This is a genomic window from Enterococcus sp. DIV1937 (genome assembly GCF_050535975.1).
Classification (GTDB): Bacteria; Bacillota; Bacilli; order Lactobacillales; family Enterococcaceae; genus Enterococcus; species Enterococcus faecalis.
Window position 1 is genome coordinate 1505521 of sequence record NZ_CP172909.1, and the last position, 26575, is coordinate 1532095.

24 protein-coding genes are annotated in these 26575 nt (G+C 38.8%); 2 read left to right on the top strand and 22 right to left on the bottom strand.

Annotated features, from left to right (window positions below):
* The 8 genes from purF to IGL13_RS07365 all read right to left on the bottom strand — a co-directional run bounded on the left by purF (position 1) and on the right by IGL13_RS07365 (position 8083).
* Positions 1–1440, bottom strand: a complete 1440-nt coding sequence (gene purF / locus IGL13_RS07330; protein WP_002401381.1) for an amidophosphoribosyltransferase — start codon at positions 1438–1440, stop codon at positions 1–3.
* Positions 1416–3635: a phosphoribosylformylglycinamidine synthase subunit PurL gene (gene purL / locus IGL13_RS07335; protein ID WP_194180175.1), complete on the bottom strand. Its 2220-nt coding sequence runs from the start codon at positions 3633–3635 to the stop codon at positions 1416–1418. Before purL ends, purF begins: the two co-directional genes overlap by 25 nt.
* The gene (purQ, locus tag IGL13_RS07340) at positions 3632–4306 is read right to left on the bottom strand and encodes a phosphoribosylformylglycinamidine synthase subunit PurQ (RefSeq protein ID WP_002357272.1); all 675 of its coding nucleotides are present in this window, start codon (positions 4304–4306) and stop codon (positions 3632–3634) included. Before purQ ends, purL begins: the two co-directional genes overlap by 4 nt.
* Positions 4307–4558 (bottom strand): phosphoribosylformylglycinamidine synthase subunit PurS, encoded by a 252-nt coding sequence (gene purS, locus IGL13_RS07345; RefSeq protein ID WP_002357271.1) that lies wholly within the window; start codon positions 4556–4558, stop codon positions 4307–4309.
* A 13-nt stretch (positions 4559–4571) separates the two neighbouring features.
* Positions 4572–5285: a phosphoribosylaminoimidazolesuccinocarboxamide synthase gene (purC, locus tag IGL13_RS07350; protein WP_002357270.1), complete on the bottom strand. Its 714-nt coding sequence runs from the start codon at positions 5283–5285 to the stop codon at positions 4572–4574.
* 151 nt (positions 5286–5436) lie between these two features.
* Positions 5437–6561, bottom strand: coding sequence for a 5-(carboxyamino)imidazole ribonucleotide synthase (gene purK, locus IGL13_RS07355; RefSeq protein WP_002397378.1), 1125 nt, complete (start codon positions 6559–6561; stop codon positions 5437–5439).
* Entirely contained in the window at positions 6554–7042 is a 489-nt protein-coding gene (gene purE, locus IGL13_RS07360; RefSeq protein ID WP_002378405.1) for a 5-(carboxyamino)imidazole ribonucleotide mutase, read from the bottom strand. The genes purK and purE overlap by 8 nt, the downstream gene beginning before the upstream one ends.
* Before the next feature lie 174 nt (positions 7043–7216).
* Entirely contained in the window at positions 7217–8083 is an 867-nt protein-coding gene (locus IGL13_RS07365; RefSeq protein WP_002357267.1) for an SPFH domain-containing protein, read from the bottom strand.
* A 148-nt stretch (positions 8084–8231) separates the two neighbouring features.
* On the opposite strand from IGL13_RS07365, the gene IGL13_RS07370 reads away from it, so the two are divergent.
* Positions 8232–9107, top strand: coding sequence for an NAD(P)H-hydrate dehydratase (locus IGL13_RS07370; protein WP_002364088.1), 876 nt, complete (start codon positions 8232–8234; stop codon positions 9105–9107).
* 97 nt (positions 9108–9204) lie between these two features.
* On the opposite strand, the gene IGL13_RS07375 is transcribed toward IGL13_RS07370, so the two are convergent.
* The 4 genes from IGL13_RS07375 to IGL13_RS07390 all read right to left on the bottom strand — a co-directional run bounded on the left by IGL13_RS07375 (position 9205) and on the right by IGL13_RS07390 (position 13024).
* Entirely contained in the window at positions 9205–10845 is a 1641-nt protein-coding gene (locus IGL13_RS07375; protein WP_002378406.1) for a peptide ABC transporter substrate-binding protein, read from the bottom strand.
* A gap of 62 nt (positions 10846–10907) precedes the next feature.
* Complete coding sequence (locus IGL13_RS07380) at positions 10908–11228, bottom strand: cupin domain-containing protein (RefSeq protein WP_002378407.1); 321 nt, start codon at positions 11226–11228, stop codon at positions 10908–10910.
* 133 nt (positions 11229–11361) lie between these two features.
* Positions 11362–12381 (bottom strand): branched-chain amino acid aminotransferase, encoded by a 1020-nt coding sequence (locus IGL13_RS07385; RefSeq protein ID WP_430604576.1) that lies wholly within the window; start codon positions 12379–12381, stop codon positions 11362–11364.
* 190 nt (positions 12382–12571) lie between these two features.
* The gene (locus IGL13_RS07390) at positions 12572–13024 is read right to left on the bottom strand and encodes a DUF2188 domain-containing protein (RefSeq protein WP_002369264.1); all 453 of its coding nucleotides are present in this window, start codon (positions 13022–13024) and stop codon (positions 12572–12574) included.
* A gap of 178 nt (positions 13025–13202) precedes the next feature.
* Between IGL13_RS07390 and IGL13_RS07395 the strand changes: the two genes are divergently transcribed.
* Entirely contained in the window at positions 13203–13814 is a 612-nt protein-coding gene (locus tag IGL13_RS07395) for a lipoprotein (RefSeq protein ID WP_002382413.1), read from the top strand.
* Positions 13815–13860: 46 nt separating this feature from the next.
* Here IGL13_RS07395 and IGL13_RS07400 read toward each other — a convergent pair whose 3' ends face one another.
* The 10 genes from IGL13_RS07400 to lacD all read right to left on the bottom strand — a co-directional run bounded on the left by IGL13_RS07400 (position 13861) and on the right by lacD (position 26555).
* Complete coding sequence (locus IGL13_RS07400; RefSeq protein WP_002378408.1) at positions 13861–14505, bottom strand: DUF998 domain-containing protein; 645 nt, start codon at positions 14503–14505, stop codon at positions 13861–13863.
* 120 nt (positions 14506–14625) lie between these two features.
* Positions 14626–15780 (bottom strand): AI-2E family transporter, encoded by a 1155-nt coding sequence (locus IGL13_RS07405; protein WP_002386882.1) that lies wholly within the window; start codon positions 15778–15780, stop codon positions 14626–14628.
* A gap of 239 nt (positions 15781–16019) precedes the next feature.
* Complete coding sequence (locus IGL13_RS07410; protein WP_002401383.1) at positions 16020–19994, bottom strand: endo-alpha-N-acetylgalactosaminidase family protein; 3975 nt, start codon at positions 19992–19994, stop codon at positions 16020–16022.
* Between the two features lie 149 nt (positions 19995–20143).
* On the bottom strand, positions 20144–20551 hold the full coding sequence (locus tag IGL13_RS07415; protein WP_002357255.1) for a PTS sugar transporter subunit IIA: 408 nt from the start codon (positions 20549–20551) through the stop codon (positions 20144–20146).
* A gap of 19 nt (positions 20552–20570) precedes the next feature.
* Positions 20571–21380 carry a PTS system mannose/fructose/sorbose family transporter subunit IID gene (locus IGL13_RS07420; protein WP_002357254.1) on the bottom strand — a complete coding sequence of 270 codons (810 nt, stop codon included), beginning with the start codon at positions 21378–21380 and terminating at the stop codon, positions 20571–20573.
* Positions 21367–22266 (bottom strand): PTS mannose/fructose/sorbose/N-acetylgalactosamine transporter subunit IIC, encoded by a 900-nt coding sequence (locus tag IGL13_RS07425; RefSeq protein ID WP_002357253.1) that lies wholly within the window; start codon positions 22264–22266, stop codon positions 21367–21369. Before IGL13_RS07425 ends, IGL13_RS07420 begins: the two co-directional genes overlap by 14 nt.
* Positions 22267–22279: 13 nt before the next feature.
* A complete protein-coding gene (locus IGL13_RS07430) occupies positions 22280–22759 on the bottom strand; it encodes a PTS system mannose/fructose/N-acetylgalactosamine-transporter subunit IIB (RefSeq protein WP_002357249.1) in 480 nt (159 codons plus the stop codon).
* On the bottom strand, positions 22756–24570 hold the full coding sequence (locus tag IGL13_RS07435) for a glycoside hydrolase family 35 protein (RefSeq protein ID WP_002401384.1): 1815 nt from the start codon (positions 24568–24570) through the stop codon (positions 22756–22758). The genes IGL13_RS07430 and IGL13_RS07435 overlap by 4 nt, the downstream gene beginning before the upstream one ends.
* A gap of 32 nt (positions 24571–24602) precedes the next feature.
* Entirely contained in the window at positions 24603–25544 is a 942-nt protein-coding gene (locus IGL13_RS07440; protein ID WP_002388146.1) for a hexose kinase, read from the bottom strand.
* Between the two features lie 15 nt (positions 25545–25559).
* Positions 25560–26555: a tagatose-bisphosphate aldolase gene (lacD, locus tag IGL13_RS07445; protein ID WP_002357245.1), complete on the bottom strand. Its 996-nt coding sequence runs from the start codon at positions 26553–26555 to the stop codon at positions 25560–25562.
* Positions 26556–26575: the final 20 nt, after the last annotated feature.

Consider the following 26575-nt stretch of genomic DNA (forward strand, 5'->3'; position numbering starts at 1 on the left):
TCAATTCCTCCTAGTTTCTTTTTTCAAGGATGCTTGATATTGTTCTTCATAATCATACAAAGGCGTTGGATAGTCTCCATTAAAGTAAGCCATACACAGCCCAGAATAAGGAGCATCATAATTTAATTGAATCCCATCAATCAGCCCTGCTTCACTCAAAAAAGCCAGCGAATCTGCGCCAATCTGCTCTTTGATCTCTTCAATTGAATAGTTTGCCGCAATTAGTTCGTCCCGCGTCTGTATATCAATGCCATAAAAACACGGATATTTTAATGGTGGTGAAGCAATTCTGACATGAACTTCTTGCGCTTCTGCTTCTTTTAATAAATGAATAATGCGCCGAATAGTGGTCCCGCGAACAATCGAATCATCTACTAAAACGACTTTTTTTCCTTTGACCACGCCACGAACTGCCGATAGTTTCATACGGACACCTTGTTCTCTTAATTCTTGTGTCGGCTGAATGAATGTTCGAGCGACATATTGATTTTTTACTAAACCTAGTTCGTAAGGAATCCGTGCTTCTTCTGCATAGCCGCTAGCTGCAGACAATGACGAGTTTGGTACCCCAATTACCATATCAGCTGCGACTGGACTTTCGATTGCCAAGTTCTTCCCCATTCTTTTACGAGCTGTATGCACATTAACTCCAGCAATATTTGAATCTGGTCGTGCAAAATAAATATATTCCATTGCGCAAATCGCCGGTTGGACTTCCGTAGTGAAAACCTCTATTTTCAAGCCTTCATCAGAAATGATGACTACTTCACCAGGCGCCACATCTTGAATAAAGCGAGCCCCAACTGTTTCTAATGCACACGTTTCGGATGCGACAACGTACGCCCCATTGTTCATTTGTCCGATGGAGAGAGGGCGAAAGCCGTTGGGATCCAGTGCAGCAATCATCATCGTTTCTGTTAATAAAAGATAAGCAAAGCCACCCTTAACCAAATTCAAGCTCTCTTTTAATTTATCGAGAAACGAGGCAGCAGTGCTTTTTCGAATCAAGTGCATTAAAATTTCAGTGTCTGAATTGGAATGAAAAATAGCTCCTTCTCTTTCTAGTTGTTTTCGTAAACGCTTGGCATTTGTCAAATTGCCATTGTGTGCTAACCCAATTTGACTATCATAAAATTTAAATAAAAATGGCTGAATATTATCCACGCTACCCGTACCAGCGGTTGCATAGCGTACATGACCAATAGCCGCCGTTCCTTCTAACGCATTCAGTTGTTCTTGCTTTTGAAATACTTCTGCTAATAAACCTAAATCACGGTGGCCATCTAATTTCCCAGAATTGTTCGCCACAATTCCCGCGCCTTCTTGGCCTCGATGCTGCAAGCTGTGTAAGCCAAAATAGGTCACTTGTGCCGCATCAGGATGACCCCAAATACCAAAAATACCACACTCTTCATTTAAGCTTTTTGCTTCATAAGACATGGAATCGCATCCTCCCATAAGGCTTTGGCTTCTTTTGTTGAACAATTGATCACATCATCTAACGCATGAATGATCAAACCAGTTTCAGTCACTTTCCCAATATGTTGAGCTTTTCTTCCGATAAGTGTTTCAAATGCTTCTTGATGCTGGGAACTAACTGAAAGAATAAAACGGGATTGCGTCTCCGCAAATAGATATTCTTTTTTTAATGGCAGTGTCACCTGTAACCCCAGTTCGTTAGCAAAAGCCGACTCGGCTAAAGCAACGGCAACGCCACCTTCAGCGCAATCATGCGCGCTAGCAACTAGGCCTGCTTGAATTGCTTTTAAAACTAATTCTTGGTTTGCTTTTTCCTCTTTTAAATCAAATGAGCGTAATTGCCCTTCAATTCGCCCCAGTTGCATTTTTTGAATTTCTGAGCCGTTAAAATCTGCGTGGGTTTCACCGATGAGATAAATTAAGTCATCCACTTGTTTAAACGCTTGTGTGGTAATTTGTGAAACATCTTCAATCACTCCCACCATGCCGATCATTGGCGTTGGATAAATGGCTTGACCATCTGTTTCATTGTAAAGAGAGACGTTCCCTGAAATCACGGGTGTTCCTAGCTGACGGCAGGCTGCGGCGATTCCATCCGCCGACGTCCATAATTCCCAAAAACTTTCTGGTTTATCAGGGGAACCATAATTCAAACAATCAGTGATAGCCAAAGGTTGTGCTCCACTTGCTACAATATTACGGGCTGCTTCTGCAACCGCAATTTGCCCACCAATTTCAGGATTTAAATACAAATAACGGCTATTACAATCTGTCGTCATTGCTAAGGCTTTATTGGTGCCCCGCACTCTTAAAACAGCTGCATCACTTCCTGGTTGCACCACTGTATTCGTTTGTACTTGACTATCATAGGTTTCGTAAACTGATTTTTTCGATGCAATCGTTGGCTGTTGCAATAGGCGTTTTAATAATTCCGTACTATTCGTAATTTCTGGAATGAAGGGCGCTAATTTTTTAAAAGCACGCATCCGTTCTGGTTCTTGATAGGCTTTCTGGTAAACAGGTGCTTCTTCTGCTAAAGCATCTACTGGTACATCTGCGACTATTTTGCCACTGTGAAAGACACGATACTGTCCATCATCTGTTACGGATCCAATCGTTACCGCTTCTAAGTCATATGTTTGAAACAATTCACAAACTTGCTGTTCTGCTCCTTTTTCCACACAGATTAACATCCGTTCTTGGGACTCAGACAAGAGCATTTCATAGGGGCTCATCTGCGTCTCTCTCTGCGGAACTTTATCTAGCTCTAGAATCAAGCCTGAACCTGCTTTTGATGCCATTTCAGCACTTGAAGAAACCAAGCCAGCCGCCCCCATATCTTGGATGCCGATTAAAATATCTTGATGATTTTTGATTAAATCAAGACAAGCTTCCAATAATAATTTTTCCATAAACGGATCACCTACTTGTACCGCAGATCGTTGCTGTTCTTCACCTTCACTAAATTCTTCTGAAGCAAAGGTCGCACCATGAATTCCATCTCGTCCTGTTTTCGCACCTACGTAAAGAATGCTATTTCCGACGCCTTTTGCTTGGCCTTTTTGAATCTCATCATGACGAATCAATCCCACACACATAGCATTGACAAGTGGGTTTCCTTGATAACATGGCTCAAAAGCAATTTCGCCGCCAACGGTTGGAATACCAATACAATTTCCATAACCGCTAATCCCCGCCACAACTTCTTGAAACAAATAACGTGTTCGTGCATCCGTCAGTTCGTCAAATCTTAGCGAATCCAGTAAAGCAATCGGCCGCGCCCCCATACTGAAAATATCGCGAATAATTCCACCAACGCCTGTAGCTGCTCCTTCGTAAGGTTCTACTGCAGAAGGATGATTATGGCTCTCTGCTTTAAAAACAACAGCTAATCCGTCACCAATATCGACAATCCCAGCTCCTTCACCAGGGCCTTGAAGCACTTGTGGCCCTTCCGTCGGAAACTTTTTTAAAACGGGCTTGGAATTTTTGTAAGAGCAATGTTCACTCCACATCACGGAGAATAAGCCAGTTTCTGTATAATTAGGTTCTCTTTGTAAAATGGTCTCAATCTGATGATATTCTTCATCTGTTAGTCCCCATTCTGCATACAACCGTGTCTCCTTGATTTCTTTTGGTGTTGGTTCATTCATCATTGGCTTAATTCCTTTCCAAAGTTTTTAATGATTGAAGCAAAAAAGCTGCGTCCATCTGTTGAACCTAACAATTCTTCCATCGCTCGTTCCGGATGAGGCATCATTCCTAGAACATTGCCCTGTTCATTACAAATACCAGCAATATTCGCAAGACTACCGTTCACCTTTTCTTGATACGTAAAAACAATTTGGTTCTTTTCTTTCAGCTCTTGCAACGTTTTTTCATCACAATAGTAATTCCCTTCGCCATGCGCTACTGGTAAATGTATCGAAACATTTTCAGGATACTCGCTTGTAAACTTTGTGTGCGTATTCACTTTCAATGGGACACTTTTACAAATAAAACGAAGCGAATCATTTCTTAGCAACGTGCCAGGAAGTAAGCCAATTTCTGTTAAAATTTGAAAGCCATTACAAGTACCAAAAACCATTTTGCCTTCTGTAGCAAAGCGAATCACCTCATTGATAATTGGCGAAAACCGAGCAATTGCACCACAACGTAAGTAATCGCCATAAGAAAAACCACCAGGCAACAATACGCCATCAAATTTTGCTAAAGAAGTGGCATCGTGTCGGACAAATTCTGCATCGACGCCCATCACCTCTTTGACAGCCCACAATAAGTCTGCATCACAATTGGATCCTGGAAAAACAATCACTGCCAATTTCATTTAAATTTCCTCCAAAGATAAAATTTCAAAACGATAGGATTCCATATTTACATTGGCTAATAGTTGATCACAAATTTGTTCAATTTTCTCTTCAATTGCTTCTGTCTGCTGGACGTGCATTTCAAAATACTTACCGACACGGATTTCGGCTACTTCTGTAAAACCAAGCCGATGGACTGCTTCCTTAACCGCTTCACCTTGGGGATCCAAAATTGATTCTTTATACGTAACATAGACTTTGACAAAATACATACGCGCTTCCTCCTCAATTAGCTGTTAGTAAACGTTGTAAAACTTCTTCATATACAGGAACTATTTCTCCTAATTCACGGCGATAAACATCTTTATCCAGATGTTCGTTTGTGTTTAAATCCCATAGACGACAGGTGTCTGGAGAAATTTCATCTGCCAGTAACAATTGATTGGCCTTCGTCCGACCAATCTCGATTTTAAAATCGATCAAACAAATATTGAGGCGTTGAAAGAGTTGACTAAGCGCCTGATTAATTTGTAAAGCCAATGCTTTAATCTCCACAATTTCAGCAGGAGTGGCTACTTTTAGAAATTGAATATGGTCTTCGTTAATAAAAGGATCATCCAGACGATCTTCTTTGTAATAAAATTCAATAATGGGCGTCACTAATTTAGTGCCCTCTTCAATCGCTAAACGTTTTGAAAAACTTCCTGCCGCATAATTACGTACGACAACTTCCAAAGGAATCATTTCTACGGCCTGAATTAATTGTTCGTGTTCAGATACTTTTTTGATAAAATGATTGGGAATCTTCTGTTGCTGTAAATGTTCAAAAATTAGACTAGTGATTTGATTATTTAAAGCGCCTTTCCCAAGAACTTTGTCTTTTTTTTGACCATTTAAAGCTGTTGCTTGATCAAGATATTCCACAAAAAGAACCGCTGCATTTTCTGTTTGATACAACTTCTTCGCTTTTCCTGTATACACAAGTGCTTTCTTTTCCATTCTTTCCCTCTTCTCGTTAGCTTCATGAACCCTATTCTTTCTAAGTCAGCTGATTTACATCAGACAAAAACTTACATTAGTTACAAAAAAACAATAATCGTTCGTGTTTGTCGAATGTAAAAATAAAAAACTTGCTTGGAGCAAGCATTTATTAAGTTACGTTCCAAATACCAACAGCCTCAATTTCCTTTAACGTTTCTGATAAGCAAGGTGTTGTAATGGTGACGTGGCCCATTTTTCTGCCCACTTTTGATTCAGCTTTTCCATAGTAATGGACTTGCCAAGTGGGTTTTGACGTGCATAACTGGTAGCTTTTTTCTAAGTGTTCACCTAAGAGATTCACCATAACCACTGGTTGAAGTAACTGGGGTAACCCAATTCCCCAATTGCTAATCCCTCGAATATGCGCATCAAATTGACTAAATGAGCAAGCTTCAATAGAGTAATGACCTGAGTTATGAGGCCGTGGCGCTAATTCATTGACGTACAACTCTTCTGAATCCGTTAAAAACAGTTCGATAGCTAAAACCCCAGATAAATTTAATTCCTCAGCAATGTGTTGCGCCAATTCCGCTGCTTTTTGTTGCACATTCTCAGAAATTCGAGCGGGCACAATTGATTCATGCAAGATATTCTTTCGATGAATGTTTTCAGATGCAGGAAAGCTTTGGTAACCATGCTTATTCCCTGCAACGATGATTGAAAGTTCTTTAGTGAAAGGCACCCACTTTTCTAATTCACAAGTGGCGTTAGCTAATAATTCAGTCGCTTGGGAGAAATCCTCTTCGCATTTTAAGACGACCTGTCCTTTTCCATCGTATCCACCTTGAATAGTTTTTAAGACACATGGAAAACCAATCTTTTCTGTTGCTTGTGGCAGCTCTTTCTGACTTTTCACTTCCGCAAAAGGGGCAATCTTACAGCCAATCGATTGAAGAAACGTTTTTTCAAGCAATCGATTTTGAGTAATTTTTAACAATTCTGTTCCTTGTGGCAGCTTTTCTAGTGGAATGGCCTTTTCTAGGGAGGCCACTTCAATATTTTCAAATTCATAGGTGATCACATCGCATAACTCTGCTAGTTCAGTTAAAGCAGATGTCTGATCAAAGGCTGCCACAATTTGACGGTCAGCTACTTGACCAGCTGGACTATTGAGCGTCGGGTCCAACACAATCATTTGGAAACCCATTTTTTTACCACTCATGACTAGCATTCGCCCTAACTGTCCCCCACCTATAATGCCAATAGTTGCTCCGACTTTTAAAGGTTTATTCAAGTTGTTCCCCACTTTCCATAACCGCTTTTTCCAATGATTGTCGTCTTGCTTGGATTCTTTCTGCTAACTGTAAATCATCAATACTTAGTATTTCTGCAGCTAATAAGCCAGCATTGGCAGCACCTGCTGAGCCAATCGCAGTTGTTGCTACAGGAACTCCCCCTGGCATCTGCACAATAGACAACAGTGAATCAATACCGTTTAATGTTCGTGTTTTAACTGGAACACCAATGACAGGTAAGGTTGTCTTTGCAGCTACCATCCCTGGTAAATGGGCCGCTCCACCAGCGCCAGCGATAATAACCTTCAATCCTTTTGTTCGTGATTCCTCTGCAAAACGAAACATCAAATCAGGGGTCCTATGTGCTGATATCACTCGTTTTTCATAAGGAATTCCCAACTCTTCCAACACAAGACAAGCAGCTTTCATCGTTGCCCAGTCTGAGGTACTTCCCATAATCACAGCGACTAATGGTTTCATGAATGTAATAACTCCTTCCGCCTTTTTTCACTGTTATTCTAACAATGAGAAAAAGAGATGTCAAAGAAAAACCGAAATATTATAGATTAAAATTATATAATGTTCGTGTTTATCAAAAAAAAGAGTCATCGGAAAGATGACTCTTTTTTTGCTATTTTTAGCGTTGCTTCCTCTTTAAGAAGAAACATCGCCTGTATTAATAACTGGTTGTGTGCCTTTATCAGTAATGATTGAGACTAGTAAATTATTAATAAGTTGTACTTTTCGTTCATCGGTAAAATTAATTTCTTGCCCTTCTTCGATCTGTTCTAAGGCCATTTGTGTCATGCTTACCGCACCTTCAACAATTGTTTGTCGAGCCGCTAAGATTGCTTTTGCTTGCTGTCTTTGCAACATGGAGCTAGCTATTTCAGTTGCATAAGCTAAATGATTCAACCGTGTTTCGATAACCTCTACACCAGCCACTGCTAAGCGTTCTTGCAATTCTTTGGTTAACTCCTCGGAAATTTGTTCGGTATTTCCTCGCAGAGTTACATCATTATCTGAAAAAGTGTCATAAGGATATTGTGTTGCTACATGCCGGATTGCCGTTTCGCTTTGAATTTCCACAAAGTCTTGATAATAATCGACATTAAATAACGCCTTAGCTGTATCGACTACCCGAAAAACAATGACCGCAGAGATTTCGATTGGATTCCCGTCAGAGTCATTGACTTTTAATAGAGAACTATTGAAATTTCGTACTTTCAAAGAAATGTTCATTTTTTGCGTAAATGGAATGGTAATAAACAACCCATTTTCTTTAATCGTACCTAAGTAACGACCAAAAAATAAAATCGCTTTCGCCTGGTTGGGACTAACAATAGTTAAGGAACTTAAAAATAAAATAGCCCCAACTAACAAAATAATACCTAAAACAACAAGAACTCCATTGGTATGACTTGCTCCATAAATAAATAAACCAATTCCCGCAATTAAAATAACTAATAAGCTCGCAATTCCTACGTAGCCACTCATATAAAATGTTTTTTTCTCTTCCATCTGTTTCACTCTCCTAACTCATTTATCTGGTCCTTATTATACACCTCATTGCCTTCAATAGAGTAACTTTTAACATTAATAAACTGATTTTTTCGGGGCTCTTGTAGTATACTGAGAACAAAGAAATCCCAAGAAAAGGAGTGATAGAATGCGCTATTTAAGCAAGGACATTTTAGAGGAAGTCATCACTCAACGCCCCTCCGACTCTTATAAAAGCAATTTTGGGCGTGTCGTATTAATCGGAGGAAACCGTCAATACGGCGGAGCCATCATCATGAGTACCGAAGCGTGTATCAATAGTGGCGCTGGTCTCACCACTGTGATTACTGATGTTAAAAATCACGGGCCTTTACATGCAAGATGCCCAGAAGCGATGGTCGTGGGCTTTGAAGAAACAGTCCTTCTAACGGACGTCGTAGAGCAAGCGGAGGTTATTTTAATTGGTCCAGGTTTAGGCTTAGATGCTACTGCACAACAAATATTAAAGATGGTACTCGCCCAACATCAAAAACAACAATGGTTAATTATCGATGGCTCAGCAATTACCCTGTTTAGCCAAGGCAATTTTTCCCTTACCTATCCTGAAAAAGTTGTTTTCACACCTCATCAAATGGAATGGCAACGTTTGAGTCACTTACCTATCGAGCAACAAACACTGGTAAATAACCAGCGCCAACAAGCAAAATTAGGCAGTACGATTGTTTTAAAAAGTCATCGCACCACAATTTTCCACGCAGGAGAACCTTTTCAAAATACAGGTGGCAACCCTGGGATGGCTACTGGCGGAACTGGGGATACCTTGGCTGGCATCATTGCTGGTTTTTTAGCTCAGTTTAAGCCGACAATTGAAACCATTGCTGGCGCCGTCTACTTACACAGTCTCATTGGAGATGATTTGGCCAAAACCGACTATGTTGTTTTACCAACGAAGATTAGTCAAGCCTTGCCGACATATATGAAAAAATATGCCCAGCCACACACTGCACCTGATTCTGAACTATTAGAACAGAAGCGTTCGAGATAAAACCCGAAAAGGCTAAATGGTGACAAATTTTGGGTTAAAAAGCAGGATTTAAGCCTGGGCCGAAAATCAAAAGCGATTTTCAGCCCAGGCTCTCTTTTTATTTTTCCTTATAAACATTTTTTAACGTTAACGGAGCGCCAAAGGTATGAAAATTCAAGCCTTTGACTTTATCATTTTGCAGGACTGTTTGTTCATTTTGGCTAAGTGGAATCATGCCAGCAGTCGTTTCAATCACTTCTTTTTCAGCCGCAATCAGTGTCGCCCATCTTTTTTCTGGCTCTAAGGCATAGGTTGTGGCTGCTTCATCTAATAATTTGTCATAGACAGGGTTCTGATAATTGCGATCATTGCCCTTGTATAAAGTCATTAGGGTAGAAATAGGGTCTTGATAGTCTGGTGTCCAGTAAATTAAGAATAAATCATAGTCACTTTCTCGCCCAAAGTTCAATGCAGCTTCGGTCGGCAATGCGGTTAGCTCTATTGTCAAACCAGGAAACAGTTCTTGTAGCGAGCCTTGCAAACTTTCACCAATTTTTTTGTAAGAACCATCATCTGTTACCATCAATTCAACGTTAACCTTTTCTCCTAATTCTGCTTGTGCTTTTTTCCAATAACTTTGCGCTTTTTCTTTGTTATAAACCATTAAATCACCTGCTTCTTGACGAAAATCGAGTCCCGTTGTGGGATTCGCCACAAAGCCTTCCGTAACCGCACCATGTAGCGCTTTAGAACCATCTGCAATAATATTATTGACTAGATTTTCTTTATCTATTCCTAAAGCCAACGCTTTACGCAGGTTTTCGTTTGCAAGCGGCGTTGCTTGCCCTTTCCGTTTTTGATTTAAGCGCAAATAGTTCATTGTCGCTGTTGGGTACGAATGATACAACGTATTATTTTTATTCTGTTGCGCCAATTCACCACTTAGTGTAGCCACATCTAATTGTCCATCTTCAAAAAGATTCAATGCGGTAGATGTTTCTTTGATAACCGTATAATTGATAATGTCTGAGCGCACGTTCTGGTGATCCCAATAGCGATTATTTTTTGCTAGTTGCCAGTCCATCTTTGTTTGCTGCCAATCTTTTACCACGAACGGACCATTATAGACGACTTTATCACTAGCAGTTCCATAGTCCGCACCAAATTGTTCGACTACTTTTTGATTTTGCGGGAAAAATGTCGGAAAAGCTAACAAGGACGTAAAGTACGGTTTTGGCTCTTTGAGCGTCACCTTTAATGTATAATCATCCACAGCTGTGACACCTAGTTCATTGGGTGCTAATTTCCCCGCTGAGATTTCTGCACCATTTTGAATTGTTTCAACGATGAGGAAACTATAGACAAAGCCGTTTTTAGGATCAATCATTTTTTTCCAAGCATATTCAAAATCATGTGCTGTGACAGGATCATCGTTACTCCAAACCGCTTCTTTTCTCAAAGAAATCGTGTAGGTTTTTCCATCTTCTGAAATCGTCGGCAATGCTTTTGCTACGGCTGGTACCAATTGGTCTTGTTCATCTAAACTATATAACCCTTCAAACGCTGCTGTTTGGACAATAGCATCTGGAAAATCCAATAATACAGAGGTGTTGAGCGTTGTTAATTCTGAAGGTGACATCAGTTGAACGGCTTCTTTGGTATTTTTCTGTTTCTTTTTATTTTCATTTTTATTGGTACACCCAGCTAAAAATCCTACCAATAAAATACAAACCATTGTGATTTTTAAATACTTTTTCATCTTCTTTCTCCTATAACTCTTCATTTTTTTATGCTTTTACTTACAGAAAGACAGCTCCCCTTTTATTTTGTCCTTTCCACAAGCATCCAGACAACGACCGCTGGCTCCAACCCATCATTATAATTAATGTGCCCCTCACCAGCTTCAATTAATTGGGCTTGTCCAGCTTTTCCGACTAAGTCTTGACCATCTTCTAAAATCGTATGTGCTTCGCCAGAAATCACATAAGAATATTCATCCTGTTCATGGCGAGCATATCCAGCTAAAGGCCGTTTTTCACCAGGCTGTAATGTAATAATGCCCATTTGAACTTGTGTATTTGGTTGGTTTTCTTTATCAAAAAAAATCGTCATTTCTTCTGATTCTGCTGATTTAATAAGCAATAGCTTTCCCTCCTTTTTTAAATCTTGTATCTTCCATTATTCCTTTAAATAGAATCAAAGTCAATCTTTTTATAGAAAATTCTGAATATTCTACACAAAAAAAGAGAGCATGAATTCTCTCTTTTTTGTCTCTTTAAACTTTTACAATCCAGCCTTCTGGCGCTTCTTTGTCACCAAACTGTATGCCAACCAGTTCATCATATAGTTGCTTAGTCACTGGTCCAACTTCCGTTTCACTATAAAATACATGGAAATCTGTGCCGTTTTGAATCCCACCAATAGGAGAAATAATCGCCGCTGTGCCACAAGCACCCGCTTCGGAGAAGTCCGCTAATCGATCAATGTAAACGTCTCCTTCAAGCGCCGTCATCCCTAAACGTTCTTTTGCTAGCGTCAATAATGAATATTTAGTAATACTTGGCAAAATAGACGCTGATTTCGGCGTAATAAAAGTACCATCTTTGGTTATGCCAAAGAAATTGGCTGCACCAACTTCTTCAATTTTCGTATGCGTATACGGATCTAAATAAATGCAATCACTAAATTCTTTCTCATGTGCTTCTGCACCTGGTAAAAGACTAGCTGCATAATTGCCCCCCACTTTAGCGACCCCAGTTCCTCGACCCGCCGCTCGATCATATTCAGAAACGATAAAGTTGGTTGGTGCTAAACCATTTTTAAAATAGGAACCAACCGGCACGCAAAAAATAGAAAAAATGTATTCTTTGGCAGGTGCTACGCCAATATTATCGCCGACACCAATCATATAAGGGCGAAGATACAACGTGCCACCCGTTCCATATGGCGGTAAATAAGCAAGGTTGGCTTTCACCACTTCTTGGCATGCAGAAACAAAGGTTTCTACTGGCACTTGTGGCATCAGTAGACGCGCACAACTTTTTTGTAGCCGTTTGGCATTTTCATCTGGACGAAACAAATTGACAGAACCATCTGCACATTGATACGCTTTTAATCCTTCAAAACATTGTTGGCCATAATGTAGAGCAGGCGAACCTTCACTAATCGTTAACTGATTGTTATCTGTTAGCGTGCCTTCTTCCCACTTGCCATCTCGCCAATAAATAATATAACGAAAGGGCGTTTTAATGTAAGAAAATCCTAAATTATTCCAATCAAGATTGGCTTTTTCCATTGTCGTAGCACCTCAATTATTTTGATTTTTTATCTTAATTAGTGTAATTGTACCCACCAAAAACTAGAAAAGCAAGTCTTATTCTCATTCTTAACTTTTGTTATTTTTTCTTACTTGTCCATTTCTCCCTCGCAAAAAAACCTTGATAACCGTTTCTTGAATTGCAACGGAATATCAAGGTTTCGAAAAATTATTCAGTATACTCTTTGGTTTCTTGTAACGTACCATCTTGCTTATAGATTTTCAGCTTTGTTTGCTTATTCCGAGCAATTTCTTGGGCTCGTTCAATCGCCTCTTGTTTGTGGGTAAATGTATTACTTGCTTTTTCAGCGCTGTCTGAAATCACCAACCATTGGCCGTCTTTATATTTAACGTTGACAGCCGCCGTTAATAATTTTCCCGCATGTTTATCCTGTTTATGCGAATCTTGTTTCGTAGGATTTGCTTCTTGTTCAAATGCCTTTTTGTCTGCTGCACTTGCCTCTTGATACCATTTCTCCGCTTGACTAATCGCAATTGGAATGGCGCGATCATCAGGGTAGCCATCCGCAAGCAACGCATTGCCAATATCTATCGCTTTTTTCCGAATCAAAGGTGCTAAATTTTTCATTGATGTAGGATAATCATTCATATTCCAAGGCATCAAAATCTCCTCCTTAAATTCTGTCTATTACTAGCTTACTACAGAAAAGGAACATTTGAAAAAGAAATGATTACTTTGAATATTTCCTGAACCTTCTTGAGAGAATAATCCTAATTTCCCGTTGGCCAAACTTCTCAATCTTTGAGTGTATGATTACTCATTTCCCTTTGAATCAGTTATGATAAAGGAAGAAATAAATAAATTTTTTGGAGGGATTTTCATGAAAATGTCTAAAGTACTCACCACTGTTTTGACGGCAACTGCTGCTCTTGTGTTGCTTAGTGCTTGTTCATCTGATAAAAAAACAGATAGTAGTTCTAGTAGCAAAGAAACAGCTAATTCAAGTACAGAAGTAGTCTCTGGTGCTTCAATTAGTGCCAAGCCTGAAGAACTCGAAATGGCGTTAAGTGATAAAGGAAATTGGATTGTCGCAGCTACTGACAATGTCACTTTTGATAAAGAGGTAACAGTTGCTGGTACTTTCCATGATAAGGGGAAAGATTCCAACGATGTCTATCGTAAATTAGCGCTTTATTCTCAAGATGATAATAAAAAAGTAACTGCTGAATATGAAATCACGGTTCCTAAGCTAATCGTTTCTTCTGAAAATTTCAACATCGTTCATGGGACTGTCAAAGGTGATATTGAGGTGAAAGCAAATGGCTTTACTTTAAATGGTACCAAAGTTAATGGCAATATTACTTTTGATAAACAAGAATACAAAGATTCTGCTGACTTAGAAAAAGATGGTGCCACTGTTACTGGTGAAGTCACCGTAGCCAATAATTAAGTTATTACCAGACAATTTTAACTAGTAAAAAACCAATGACAAATGTTCAATCAAATTTGTCATTGGTTTTAGTTTGTAAACACAGTGCCAGCATTGGTAGATAATTACAAAATGAACTCACTCTTTGCCATAAGCCTAAATAATTAAATGGTTTTACCTGTTGCAACTGTGGAATCCTTGCTAAGCCATATAAGCCGGCTGCAAGCATACATAAAATAAACAAAAAGCCAAAAAGGTTTTTATTTTTTTGCGAACCGTATTTACTGTAGATAATGGTTAAGACGCCTGATAACAACAAAAAGCCTGTATAACCGACTGCTGATCCTCCGTTATGAAGCGCGGCAGCAACTGTGCCAGCGGTTGAAGTGTCTACGCTGAAGAGACCACTGAAAATACAGTCAAATAAACCATAAGCGCCAATCATTGCCACTACTAACCAAGCACCTTTTTTCGTTTTTCTGGAAAAAATAGCATATATCCTAGGTAAACTTGCTAACATCAACATTCCCGCAATGATAGTTAACCGATTAAAGTTTTCCCTAACTGGACTATTCACATCACCTAATAAGCTAATTACTTCTGTCAATTGATTGTAACCTTGATCTTTGAATCCGACATAATAAGGTGTAAAAAAATCAAGTAAGACCCCTAAAACTAAAAAATAGCCGCCATATTTTTTTAAAAACTGCATCTATTCACCTCAATTTTTATTTTCTATTTACTTTAAGTATAGCATATTAAAAATTCCGAATAATTAAACTTTCTTTCTCACTAAAAAACTTTTCGTCAGCGCGAGACGAAAAGTTTTACTTTAGGATTCAATAGAATCTACAATCTTATCATTTTCTTTTGATTCATTTAGCCACTCCGAGACAATAATTTTAATGATTGCAGCAACAGGAACTGCTAAAAACATCCCTAAGACGCCGAAGTACGCTCCCCCAATCGTGATTGAAACAATAATTAAAATCGGATTGACATTTAGGGCATCTCCCATAATTCGAGGACCAATAATATTACCGTCAATTTGTTGTAAAATTAATAAAACTAGTAACACCGTAATTGCTTGAGTAACACCACCTGTGAAAAGCGTAATCACACCAGCAACAATTGACGCAAAAATCGAACCAAAATAAGGAATCATATTACAAATACCTAATAAAATCCCCAAAGTCACAGCAAATTTCACATTCAAAATACTTAACAAAATCGTTGATGAAACGCCAATTATACAAGCATCAAGAAATTGGCAACTGATAAATTTATAGAAAATTTTATTCGTTGTATTTAACCAGGTTTGTGTTTGCTTGTACACTTTTTCAGACAGCAGTTTGTGGGCAGCCTTTTCAACAAATGTCAAAATAGATTGCTTAAATACCAGCGCATATATTGAGATAATCAACGTTAAAAATGCATTTAAAAAGAATGAGGAAACATTTTTAGTCAACGTTCCTAATGAAAATAACGCTTGTGTCCATTGATTTAAAAAACGTTCCGGCGACAAATCTTTAAGGACACTATTTAAATATTTTTCAATCGCGGCTGTTTTTAAAATCCCTTTATCTTCTAAACTCATCACAAACTGAACCATGTGATCATAAAAAGTGGGTAAAGAGTTTGCTAAATCTACTAAATTACTAATGAGTAGCGGAACGATATAGTTTAATGTCAAGACAAAAATAAACAAAATAATCAGGTACAAAAGGAGTACACTCAAGCCGTGTTTCGCTTTTTTAACGACTGGTAAAGGTACTCTTTCTAGTAATCCCTCGATTTTTTTCTGACTTCCACTCAATAAATAAGCAATCACAAACCCAGTAATGAATGGGGATAAGATGCCTAATAAACCCGAAACACTATGGACAAAGTGCTGATAATTCGTGATTAATAAATAGCCAACAATCAGCGCCATTACAAATAAAAAGCGGACAACCCAGTAATTCCAATCAACATTGTATTTCTTCAATCACTTCACCTCTAAATAAATTATGCCTATCATTGTAATTGTAAACGATTTGTGGCAAAAGGCAAGTTTGTCCATTCGTTCTTGATGAAATACACAAAGAAGCCTGACACTTTAAAAATGTGTCTGTTTATTCTGCAGTATAAAAATGAGGCACTAGGCCTTGCTTCTTTTCATAAAAGAAGCAACTTGGGCTACAAGTACGTTTAACTTGTAGCCCAAGTTGCTTAGATAAACTAAATTTATTTTTTCGATTCCACTGTGACCGTAAAGTTATCCATAATGAAATCTTTATCGGCACCTGTTGTAAAAATACCAAACGTAGTGTTTCCTGAAGCATCCCCAATTATTTCTGCTTCATAATGCTTGGTTTGACCATCTGCTGCTGTCGAAGTCAACTCACCGACTGGCTTAAAGTCATTGTTATTTTTCAACTCCCCATTAATGGTCCCAGCAGTAAAGACATTTTCACCATCAGTTTGATAATCAAATTGGACCGTATATTTCTTGTTCGGTTCAAATTTAATATTTTGCGGAATTGTTTGAAGCATCAAACCTGCTCCTTGTTTATGGGCTTTCAAGGACCAGTTGCCTTCTAATACATCTGAAACAAGGTTTCCATTCCAACCATATTGTGTGTAAGGTTCATTTCTTTCTGATAAATGAATCCGTGGATCTTCTACACCACCAGCTGAGCCTTTAACAAACGGATATAACCCAACTGCTTGTGTGTCTTCAAAATCTTGCTTAATAACTGTTTGTTTGTCTGGGTTCATGATATCCGTTTGACGCTCAACAATTCGTAAATCATCAAATTTTGTAACGGAATTGCCTTTATCAACCGCTAATGTCACCGAGCCTTTTTTGGCATTATCTGGGATTTCAAAATCAATTCGCATATTTTGCATATACTGCGGATTTTTCCTGCTTGTATGGTTAATATCTGCCTGAATGTAGTTTTGGGCAACCGAATTATTCACTGTCCGCGTATATTTTTTACCACCAATTTTAACAGTTACTGTGGCTTTGCGATCATGTGTTTCTGTGTTTAAATACAAACTATATTTTCCTGGTTTAGGAAGATTGATGTCTTGTTTGATTTCGGTTCTTTCTTTTTCTGAACTAAAGACATAATCACCGTTAGCATCTTTTTTAACCTCTCCATCACCTCGGAAAACTTTCCAGTTATTTTTTAAGGTATTGGCTTCATTAAATCCAGGATCTTTAAATGGTGTTCCTGTTCCGAATGTCATCGGTTCAATACTGTCAGGTTCAGCAATGACATACGGTGTATTAGCCTCGGCTTGGATGGTCACTTGGTTATTTGTAGTGGCAATTGCGCCTTTGTCAATACGCCCTTGATCTGTTAATTCATATAAATGTAAATTCGTTTTTCCTTGCAGTTTCTTATCCAATGACCAAGTGCTGGTACCGCCTTTTGGATTCCAGTGATATAGTTTGTCTTGACCATTGACATTCCAAGGCAGTAGATACGCATCACCTTTTAGAACTTCTGTCTCATTTAACGTAATGCTTCTTGGCGAATTAGCATCTGCTTGAGTAACGGTCACTTTTTCAGCACCGTTCGCTAATTTAATCGTGCCATAGATTTGACCATCTGCTGCTGTTGTAGTTTCCCAGTTTGTAATTTGGTAATGTTGTAAGAACTTAGTTGGGACATTAATGGCAAAAGTTTTTTGGCGATAGGTATTAAAATTGGTTTTACCCACCCAACCTTCATAGGCTTCAAATTCAGCTCCACCTAACAAAGGGTTGTCGGAAATAATCCAAGTGTCTTTTTGATGATTCCGAATAAAACGAACGATTGTACTGTTAAAGCCTTTCGTTGTTGTACCGCCGTAATCTTTTTCTGCAGACCAATGGTTCCAAACCGAGTCATACTCTAAAGCATTCGGAAATTCATTGGTTGTAAACCAACCGAGTGAATTAATTTCTTTACTTAGTTGACGACTTGCCCAACCTGATTCGCCTTGGTTGCCCCAAACATCAACATAAATATAATCTAGATTCGGTGCTTTTTGTTTTAATTCTTTAAAGCGCTCATAGCGACGACCACTCAATGCATCGGGTCTTTGTTTAATAAAATAAGACGGATCTAACCAATCCCAGCCACGCTTCGTTGGATCAACTAATTCCTCATTAAATCCTTTTGCTTCTGGGTAAGACTCGGTGTCATTAATATGCACACCGAAAACGGCATTTAATTTATGTCCTTCATCAATTAATTGATTCAACGCTTGTTCCCCACCAGGTCGCTGACCAATAGCACCGTAATCTGGATGCGCAGAATCATGTCCTTCATTTTGATACCCTTTTAGTAAATTCATTTGTCCTAATCCATCTGTTAAATTGTAAATACGTTTTGATTCGTCTAACGTCACTAAGAATGGATTTGTCGCCTGACTAGCAAAGTTAAAAGGAATCCGTTGGTTGACTAATTCAGGGACTTTTTCCGCGCCCATTGGGTTATTCATAATTGAACGGAACCCAATTGCCGCATCTTGCCAATCCACCCGATTGTCGTCGTTGCTATCTTTTGAGAATTTAACTTTCACTTCTGGTCTTTCTCCAGTTGTGTAATCTTCCGGTGCATCAAATGGTCGATAGGTCCATGCCCCACTTGACAAGGTTGTTACAAAACCAGTCGCCGCTTCTTTTGTTTGTTTATGGATTCGATTGTTGTCACTACCATCGACAGAGCCGTCTCCATAGGCGTTCGTCCAAAAACTTGCAGCATAATTCGCCGTATTTAAGAAACCATACATATATTTTTTCGTTTCTTCTTGGCTTGTTGTAGTTAAATCTTGGATAGTATCACCATTTTTATTTCCGTTATTTGCATTTGTCCCAGTATTCATCACAACGCCAGCAAAAGTCGCCCCTTCATCTGTACTATTGACAGAAATCAAGCCTTGATTTGGAATTGAAATTGTGTGTATTTTGATTCCTTCTTCACGAATATCTGAGAGTTTCATAGCTAATTCTTGGCCTTCGGAAACAGTCAATGTCGTTGTGAAATGCAAACCAATTTCTGGGACAGCTACGTTATAAACGGCTTGATTTGCTTCACTCTTTTGTTTTTCAGCAGTTGCTTTATATGCTTTGCCATCAATCATTACTTGGTCAATTTTCTCGTGTTGGCCATTAAAAATCACTTGATTACTCTGAGGGTCTTCGTAGCGAATAATTCGTGGAAATTGTGGATCAACCACGGCTGTTAAATCTGCGGAAGAGATTTTGTCGCCTTTTTCAGCTTCATTGTCTTTAGCAACAACAATGCTGGCTTTTGCTTTGATGTTTGTATTTTCCAAAGTACCGTCGACTTCAAAAGTTCCTGGTTCTTTGTATGCAGCAGGATCGATTTCATCCCAACGGACTGCTTCATTGGCTTCTTTACCAGTATTATAGGTCACTTTTACTTGTTTCGGTAATTTTGGTGCGACACCAATTTTTGTAAAAACTTTGACTGGCGCAATTTGGGTCACTTCTGGCACAATTTCTGGAATGCTATCTACGGGGCCATTTTTAAAATAGTCATAATTGACAATTTTTTTGTCGTACCACAAACGGACACCCACATGTCCGGCTTCTGTTGGAATTTTGTCTCCGTTGGCCAAAACAGGTTCTCCTTCGTAAATCAACGTGGTGTTAAGCCAGATAGTAATTTTTTCACCAACATAACGTACTTTCAACAAATAATTCGTATCTTCATTTAACGTTGGCCCAGAAATTGAATCATTCCACGAATTAGGGCTTTCAACTAACCATTTGCCATTCGCGTTATAGCCTACAAAAACCCAGCTATCTTTGGTATTACCACGAATAATCACACCCGTTCGACCGCTTCCAGCAGTGTATTTAAACTTTGTTTCTACTTCACCATCAGCTAATTTAGGGGAATCTAAATTTAAAGATACGGCATTATTACCTGCTGCTGCATCTCGTGAAATCGCCAATGACTCTCCTGCTAATTCTCGATTTGTTTTACCAATCACATCTTGCCACTCACCAATTTTCCCTCCTGGAAAATCAGATTGCCACAATTTTTCTTCTGTTGCGGTAGGTTCCACCATTGATGAGCTTGTTTCAGTGCTGCTGTTTGTTGTTTCTTCTGCAGACGTACTTAATGGTACTAAAATCGTTGCGCTTGCCAATAGTGTCAATGTACTAAATCGTTTTATTTTTCCATGTTTCATCTGATAAATCAGCCCCCTAACATTTTTGAACACGCTTTCATTATTAACAATTAAAGGGGCGTTCCAAAAATAAATTCTTTTATTTTTGGAACGTCCATTTCTAAATCATTCTCTTAAAAACTTTAATTACTTACGACAACAAGTCAGAATTATTCATCCTCATCATCTACTGCAACATTTAGCAGCAATTCGTTGACTTTCACAATACTTTCTGCTGATTCCTTAACATAGTCACCTTCGATCGCTAATAAACTTGCATTTACATAGCTGATAACCATCGGTAAATTCATCCCAGTATATAAGTCAAACGAAGCACCTTGCATAATTTTTTTCGATAAAATATTACAAGGTGTCCCCCCTAATAGATCAGCAAAGACAACAAAATCTTCTAGCGATTCCGTAATCGCTTCAAATTTTTCTAAAAAGTCAGCTTCACCTTCTTCTGGTAATAAAGTAACAGTGGAAATTGTTTCTTGCGGTCCTATAATCATCTCCGCACTTTTTTTCAATTCCTCGCAAAAACGGCCATGACTTACTAAAACTAAATGTTCACTCATCGATTTTCTCCTGTCTTACTTATTTTGAAATAACACCTAACGCAGACAATGCGACACAGACAATTAATACGATAAAAATGGCTTTAGTAGACGTCATATTCTTTTTACCTAGCATCCAATAAACGCCACCGACAATTCCTGCAGGAAGTAGACGTGGTAAAATCATATCCAAGTTATTTTGCATGTTAAGTGTTACATCCCCAATACTTGGTGCCCATGATAGTTTCACATTAACCATCGTTGCCACTAAAGCGCCAACCATGAAGACCCCTAGTAAAGTTGCAGCGTCTGTTAAGGCAGTTAAGCGGTGTTGCATAGTTGTTACCAAAGAAATTCCTTCGCGATACGCAAATTCCAATTGTTTCCAACGGAAGACCATCACGGCAATTTGAGCAACAATCCAGATAAAGATACCAGTTGGGTTGCCATTAATCGCCATGTTGGCAGCTAGCGCCCCAAAAATAGTTGGAATTAAAGCTGCGAAAATTGAATCCCCAATTGCTGCAAACGGTCCCATTAAACCAGTTTTCAAACCTGAAACTGTTTGTTTTCCAGCAATGCCTTCTTTTTCTTCAATGGCCAAATCGATCCCTGTAATAATCGTATTAAAGAAGTTTGAAGTATTGAAAAATTGCGTGTGTGTTTTCATCACTTCTTTTAATTCAGGCGTATCATCCCCATAAATTTTACGCAATTGTGGCAAAATCGTATACAAGTAACCTGATCCTTGCATTCTTTCGTAGTTCCAACCTAATTGGAAAGTAAACAAGCTTCTGCGATTAATTTGTTTAAAATCTTCTTTCGTCAATTTATAATTAGATTTCGTCATCTTCAATCTCTCCTTCGTCTGAATCATTCGCTGCATGTTCTTTTTTGGCTGCTGGCCCACTCGGAATCATTTGGCCATTTTTGTAGCTAATTGCGGCTAAAGCGAAACCAATTAAAGCAACTGCTAACATTGGTAGTGCGTTAAATACACCACTGAAGTCTTTCACAACGCTCGCAACAGATGTTCCTAAAAGTTGCATGTTTGTAAAGATTGTTCCTAGTAAAGCAGTTACAGTGAAACCAAGAATTAAATAAGGGAAATGTTTTTTCACTGGTAAGTAACGTAGTAAAATTGCAAAACCGACCGCTGGTAAGACCGCCCCAGCAACAGACAAGCCATCACCTAACCATTTCAAATCGCCATTTAGGACAGATACAACTTTTTGTACTAAACCACCACCAAAAGCAAGTGCTAAGAAGACTGGAATCATTCGAGAAAGAGACCATGGTAAAGCACCCATTAAGAAGTTACGTTCAATTCCTTTGTAGTTCATATCTTCGACCATTTTATCAATCCGATGTGCAAAGTAGGTATTCGCAAAGCGAGCCAAAATGTCTAATTGAATCATTAAACTAGCAACTGGTACTGCAATAGCAGCGATTGCTTGTTCAGGATTCATTCCTAAAGACACAGAAAATGCTGTGGCAAGAATCGTGCCTGAGTTAGCATCAATTTTGGAGGCACCCCCGAAAGTCCCAACTCCTAATACAGTTAATTGCATACTTCCACCAATAATAAGTCCTGCTTTAATATCCCCCATCACTAATCCTGCAAAAAGACCTGCAAACACTGGCGCACTTAATGAAGAATAAATTTGTAATTCATCTAAAATTTGGTATCCTGCGTATAATGTTAATAATAAGATCTGCCACCATAAGATATTCATTTTTTGTTCCCTCCTATTTTGTTATCAAACTCATAAAGTCTTCCGCTTTGTCACTTGGCACCATTTGAGCAATCAGATGGACACCTTTAGCATTTAACTCTTTAAAAACATCAATATCTTGATCGACCACATTGATTGACTTAGTAATCGACCGTGTTTCGTTTGTTTGAGACATGTTCCCAACATTGATTTCTTTAATCGGCACCCCAAGTTCTACTAGTTTTAATAAACGATCTGGTTTCCGTACCACAATTAGTAAACGTTGTGAGTCGTATTTTCCTGCTAAAATATTTTGAGCAGCTTTTTCAACTGGTAACACGCTTAGTTTCACGCCAGCTGGTGTTGCTAATTTTAAGCCACTTTTTTCAATGGCATTCCCTGCAACCTCATCATCAACGACCATAATTCTGGAAATATTCAATTTTGTCGCCCATAAATTTGCCACTTGTCCATGAATCAAACGTCCATCAATTCTTACGCCAATAATACTCATTGTAATCCCTCTTTCATTTCTTTATATAGTGGTTCTTTTACTAACTGAATTTCTGGTTGGTACGTTCCTTCCGTTTCAAAAATGACGATCTCATTTTGCCCTTCTTTTAATAATCCTTTGGGAATATATAAGGAAAGCGTCGGACCAACATTCCAGAAACGACCAAGATTGGTTTGGTTAACAAAAACAATTCCTTTGCCGAATTTAGAAACATCAATAAATGTATCTTTCACTTCTGCTAACTCCATATGATACTGGTAAAAGCTTGGTTGATCAGGTTGCCATTCTCTTGAATAGTCTACCTGTTCACAGCTTGTCATAGGTAAACAATATTGTTGCCATTGTGTCATAAAATGTAAATCTGCCATGACACCCGTTCGAATCCCTTTTTTCTGAGTATCTGCAAATAGTTTGTGCCCGTAATTGACACGACCCATATTTTCCATTAAAACATCGATTTGATTATTCTCTTGCGGCAGTGTAACGTAAATATCTTCGCCAATTTCCGTTTGATATTGCGTTGCTTGATGTACCTGATTGACAAATAATTGCAGACGATCACGACCGTCAATCACTCTTAGCTTTTCTTCTGCAGCATCTTTTTCAATGCTTGTTCGGTAAAGAAGATAGCCGGTATTTTGTCCTAATTGTTCCATGGTTTGCGGATAAACGCTGACCACTGGCTGACTAATCGTTTCTAAAGTCGCAAACAAACTCACTTTGTTTGTTAAAGGAATTGCTGTTTGCGCAAAAGAATCTTTTACTAATGGTTCAGCTTGTGGTAACGCAGGGTACTCTTCGTGAAGCATTTTTTGTAACGCAAAATACTTTTCGGTTGGGTTCCCTTGTTCATCAAGTGGCGCATCATAATCATAGGAAGTGATTTGTGGTAAATCAATGGTTCCTCGTGCGGAGCAGCCATTCATAAACCCAAAATTGGTGCCGCCATGAAACATATATAAGTTGATACTGCCTAATGCTAATGCTTCTCTAACTGATTCAGCCAATTCTTGCGGATCTCGTTTAATAATTGGCTCTTTCCAACGATTAAACCAGCCATCCCAAAATTCCATACACATTAGCGGCCATTTTTTACCATGTTCTTCAAAAAAGGCTTGCATCATACCGAAATTTTCTTTGGCTTTTGAGCCAAAATTCCCAGTTACTAAAATATCATCTTCAATCATGCTGCCTGCCCGCAATGTTGCGCGCCATGGCCCGTCAGAAGTAAAAAATGGTGCTGTCACGCCGCGTGCAATCATCAAATCGCGAATCGCCCGTAAATACGCTTTTTCTTCGCCAAATGAACCATATTCGTTTTCGATTTGAATCATTAAAATATTGCCACCGTTAGCAAGTTGATGCGGAACAATTTTTTCCATTAAAACATCATAATATTCCGCAACATGCTTCAGATAGGTTGGATTATTCGAACGCATCCGTCCTGGTTCATTTAATAGCCAGGCTGGAAAACCGCCAAACTCCCATTCTGCACAAATATAAGGAGACGGCCGCACAATCGCATATAGTCCAAGTTCTTGTGCTAATTTTAAAAAGCGCTCCAAATCTAATATTCCCTCAAAATGAAATGTTCCTTTTTGCGGTTCATGTAAATTCCATGGTACATATGTCTCAACTGTATTGAAGCCTAAAGCTTTCAAGTTATAAAGTGAATGATACCAATCTGAGGGATCTACACGAAAATAATGAATGGCGCCTGATAAAATTTTAAATGGTTGACCATTTAAAAGAAACTCCTCTTTAATTTCAAATCTGTCCACATTGCCACCCTTTCTAGTAAACGCTTTCAATTACTGGATAATTGCTAAATAAAGAAAGCTCTTTATTTAGCAATTTCAACTACTTGGATGTTCATAAGATGTTTCTTCACGTTCTCTACGTCTACATGCCCAGTCGTTCTTTCTTGGGCATTAGCCATTCCAGCCGCCATGCCCCATTTTAGCAGTTCGGCCGCTGGGGCATCCTTGGCTAGTCCATATGCAAGACCAGCAATGGTTGCATCTCCTGAACCAACAGGATTTTTAGCTTGAATCGTTGGAATTTTTACACGATAGAACTGATCGTGATGTTTGGCAATTGCACCATCTTTTCCTAAAGATACGACAATCCATTCAATTCCAGCAAACATTGGTTTTGTTAAAGCTGTTTGTACAGCTGCTAATGGATTTTCTGAAAAATCTTGCTCTAGCAATCCTTCTAGTTCCTCTAAATTAGGTTTAATTAAATACGGTTTCCATGGTCCTTGAAGAACTTGCCTTAAACTATCCCCAGAAGTATCTAGTAGCACTTTAACCTCTTGTGCGTGAGCTTTTTGAACTAATTCTTGATAAAAATTTGATGGTAATCCTTTCGCTAAACTGCCAGAAATTGTGACAATTTCTGCTTGCTTAATTAATTGATCGAAATTTTCAAGGAAGTTACTGATTTCTTCTGGGGAAACAGTTGGTCCAGCTTCTAAAATTTCAGTTTGATTCCCCTCGTGCAAAATCGCAATCGAATCACGCGTTTCTTCTTTGATTGACGTAAATGCTTGAGGGATGTTTGCTTTCTTTAACTCGTTTGCAATAAACGCCCCATGAAAACCACCAAGAACGCCGGTAGCGATAACATCTCCACCTAAATCATGAATAACGCGAGTGACATTTAGTCCTTTGCCACCAGGGGTTTTGGTCACCTGACTGGTCCGATTAACGGTATCAAGCTTTAGATGATCTAATAGGTAGGAGATGTCAATTGACGGATTCATTGTTACTGTTACTATCACAGCTATGCCTCCCAATTACCCTTCGTTTACTTGAACTTTCGCATGCCAAGAGCTGGCGGTTGCTGCGATGACTTCATTTAAACTTTCAATGTTTTCTCGGCCTTCTGTTTTTAACCAATCACAAGCCGCAGTTTCTCCTGCTTCAACGAAAGGTTTCACGCCATTTTTCCACGTAGCTCGGCCACATAAAACACCATTAAATGTTGAACCAGCTTCTTTAGCGAAACGTAGTGTTTCTTGGAATAGCTCTGTTGAGACACCGGCACTTAAAAAGATGAATGGTAAATCAGTGGCTTGACTTTGTTCTAAGAAATAATTCGCCGCTTCCTCTTTTGTATACGCTGTTTCAGCCGGCGCAAAACCTTCTACAAAATTCATATTAACTGGAACTTCCACTTTCAATACATCTACTTTATATTGGGGTTTAGAAAATTCTTTCATCATTTCATTCACTTTATGCGGTTTAACTTTTGCATATTCTAAAGAAGTCGCATCTGCTATTTGTGCATCATAAGAAACTAATTCTAAGTAAAATGGTAGGTCTTCTTCTGCACATTCACTTCCTAAGCGTTCAATGAAGACATGTTTTTGATGATTGATTTCTGGATCCTCATCCACATCATAGTATAGTAAAAATTTAATCGCATCTGCGCCTTCTTCTTTCAAGCGTAAAACAGACCAGTCTGCTAGTAAATCAGGCAATCGTCCCGGAGTTGTTGCATCATAGCCCGTTTTTTCATAAGCGAGTAACAATCCAGCCTCGGTATCGCGTGCTTTTGCAGCAGGCAATCCATATTCTGGATCCAATAAAATGGCGGACGCATAAGGTGTCAATTCTTTCGAGACTAATTCTTTAAACGTTTCAATTTGTGCATCAGTTGGCTCTACATCTAGCGCTTTGATCATTTTTTTCAAGGCACCTCGTTGATCAATGGCTAATGCGCTAATGATTCCTTCTTGGGTTGACAAACGATCCATTGCCGCTTTTTTTCCAGCTGTTAACGTAAGCATAGTTCCTCCTCCAAATGTTG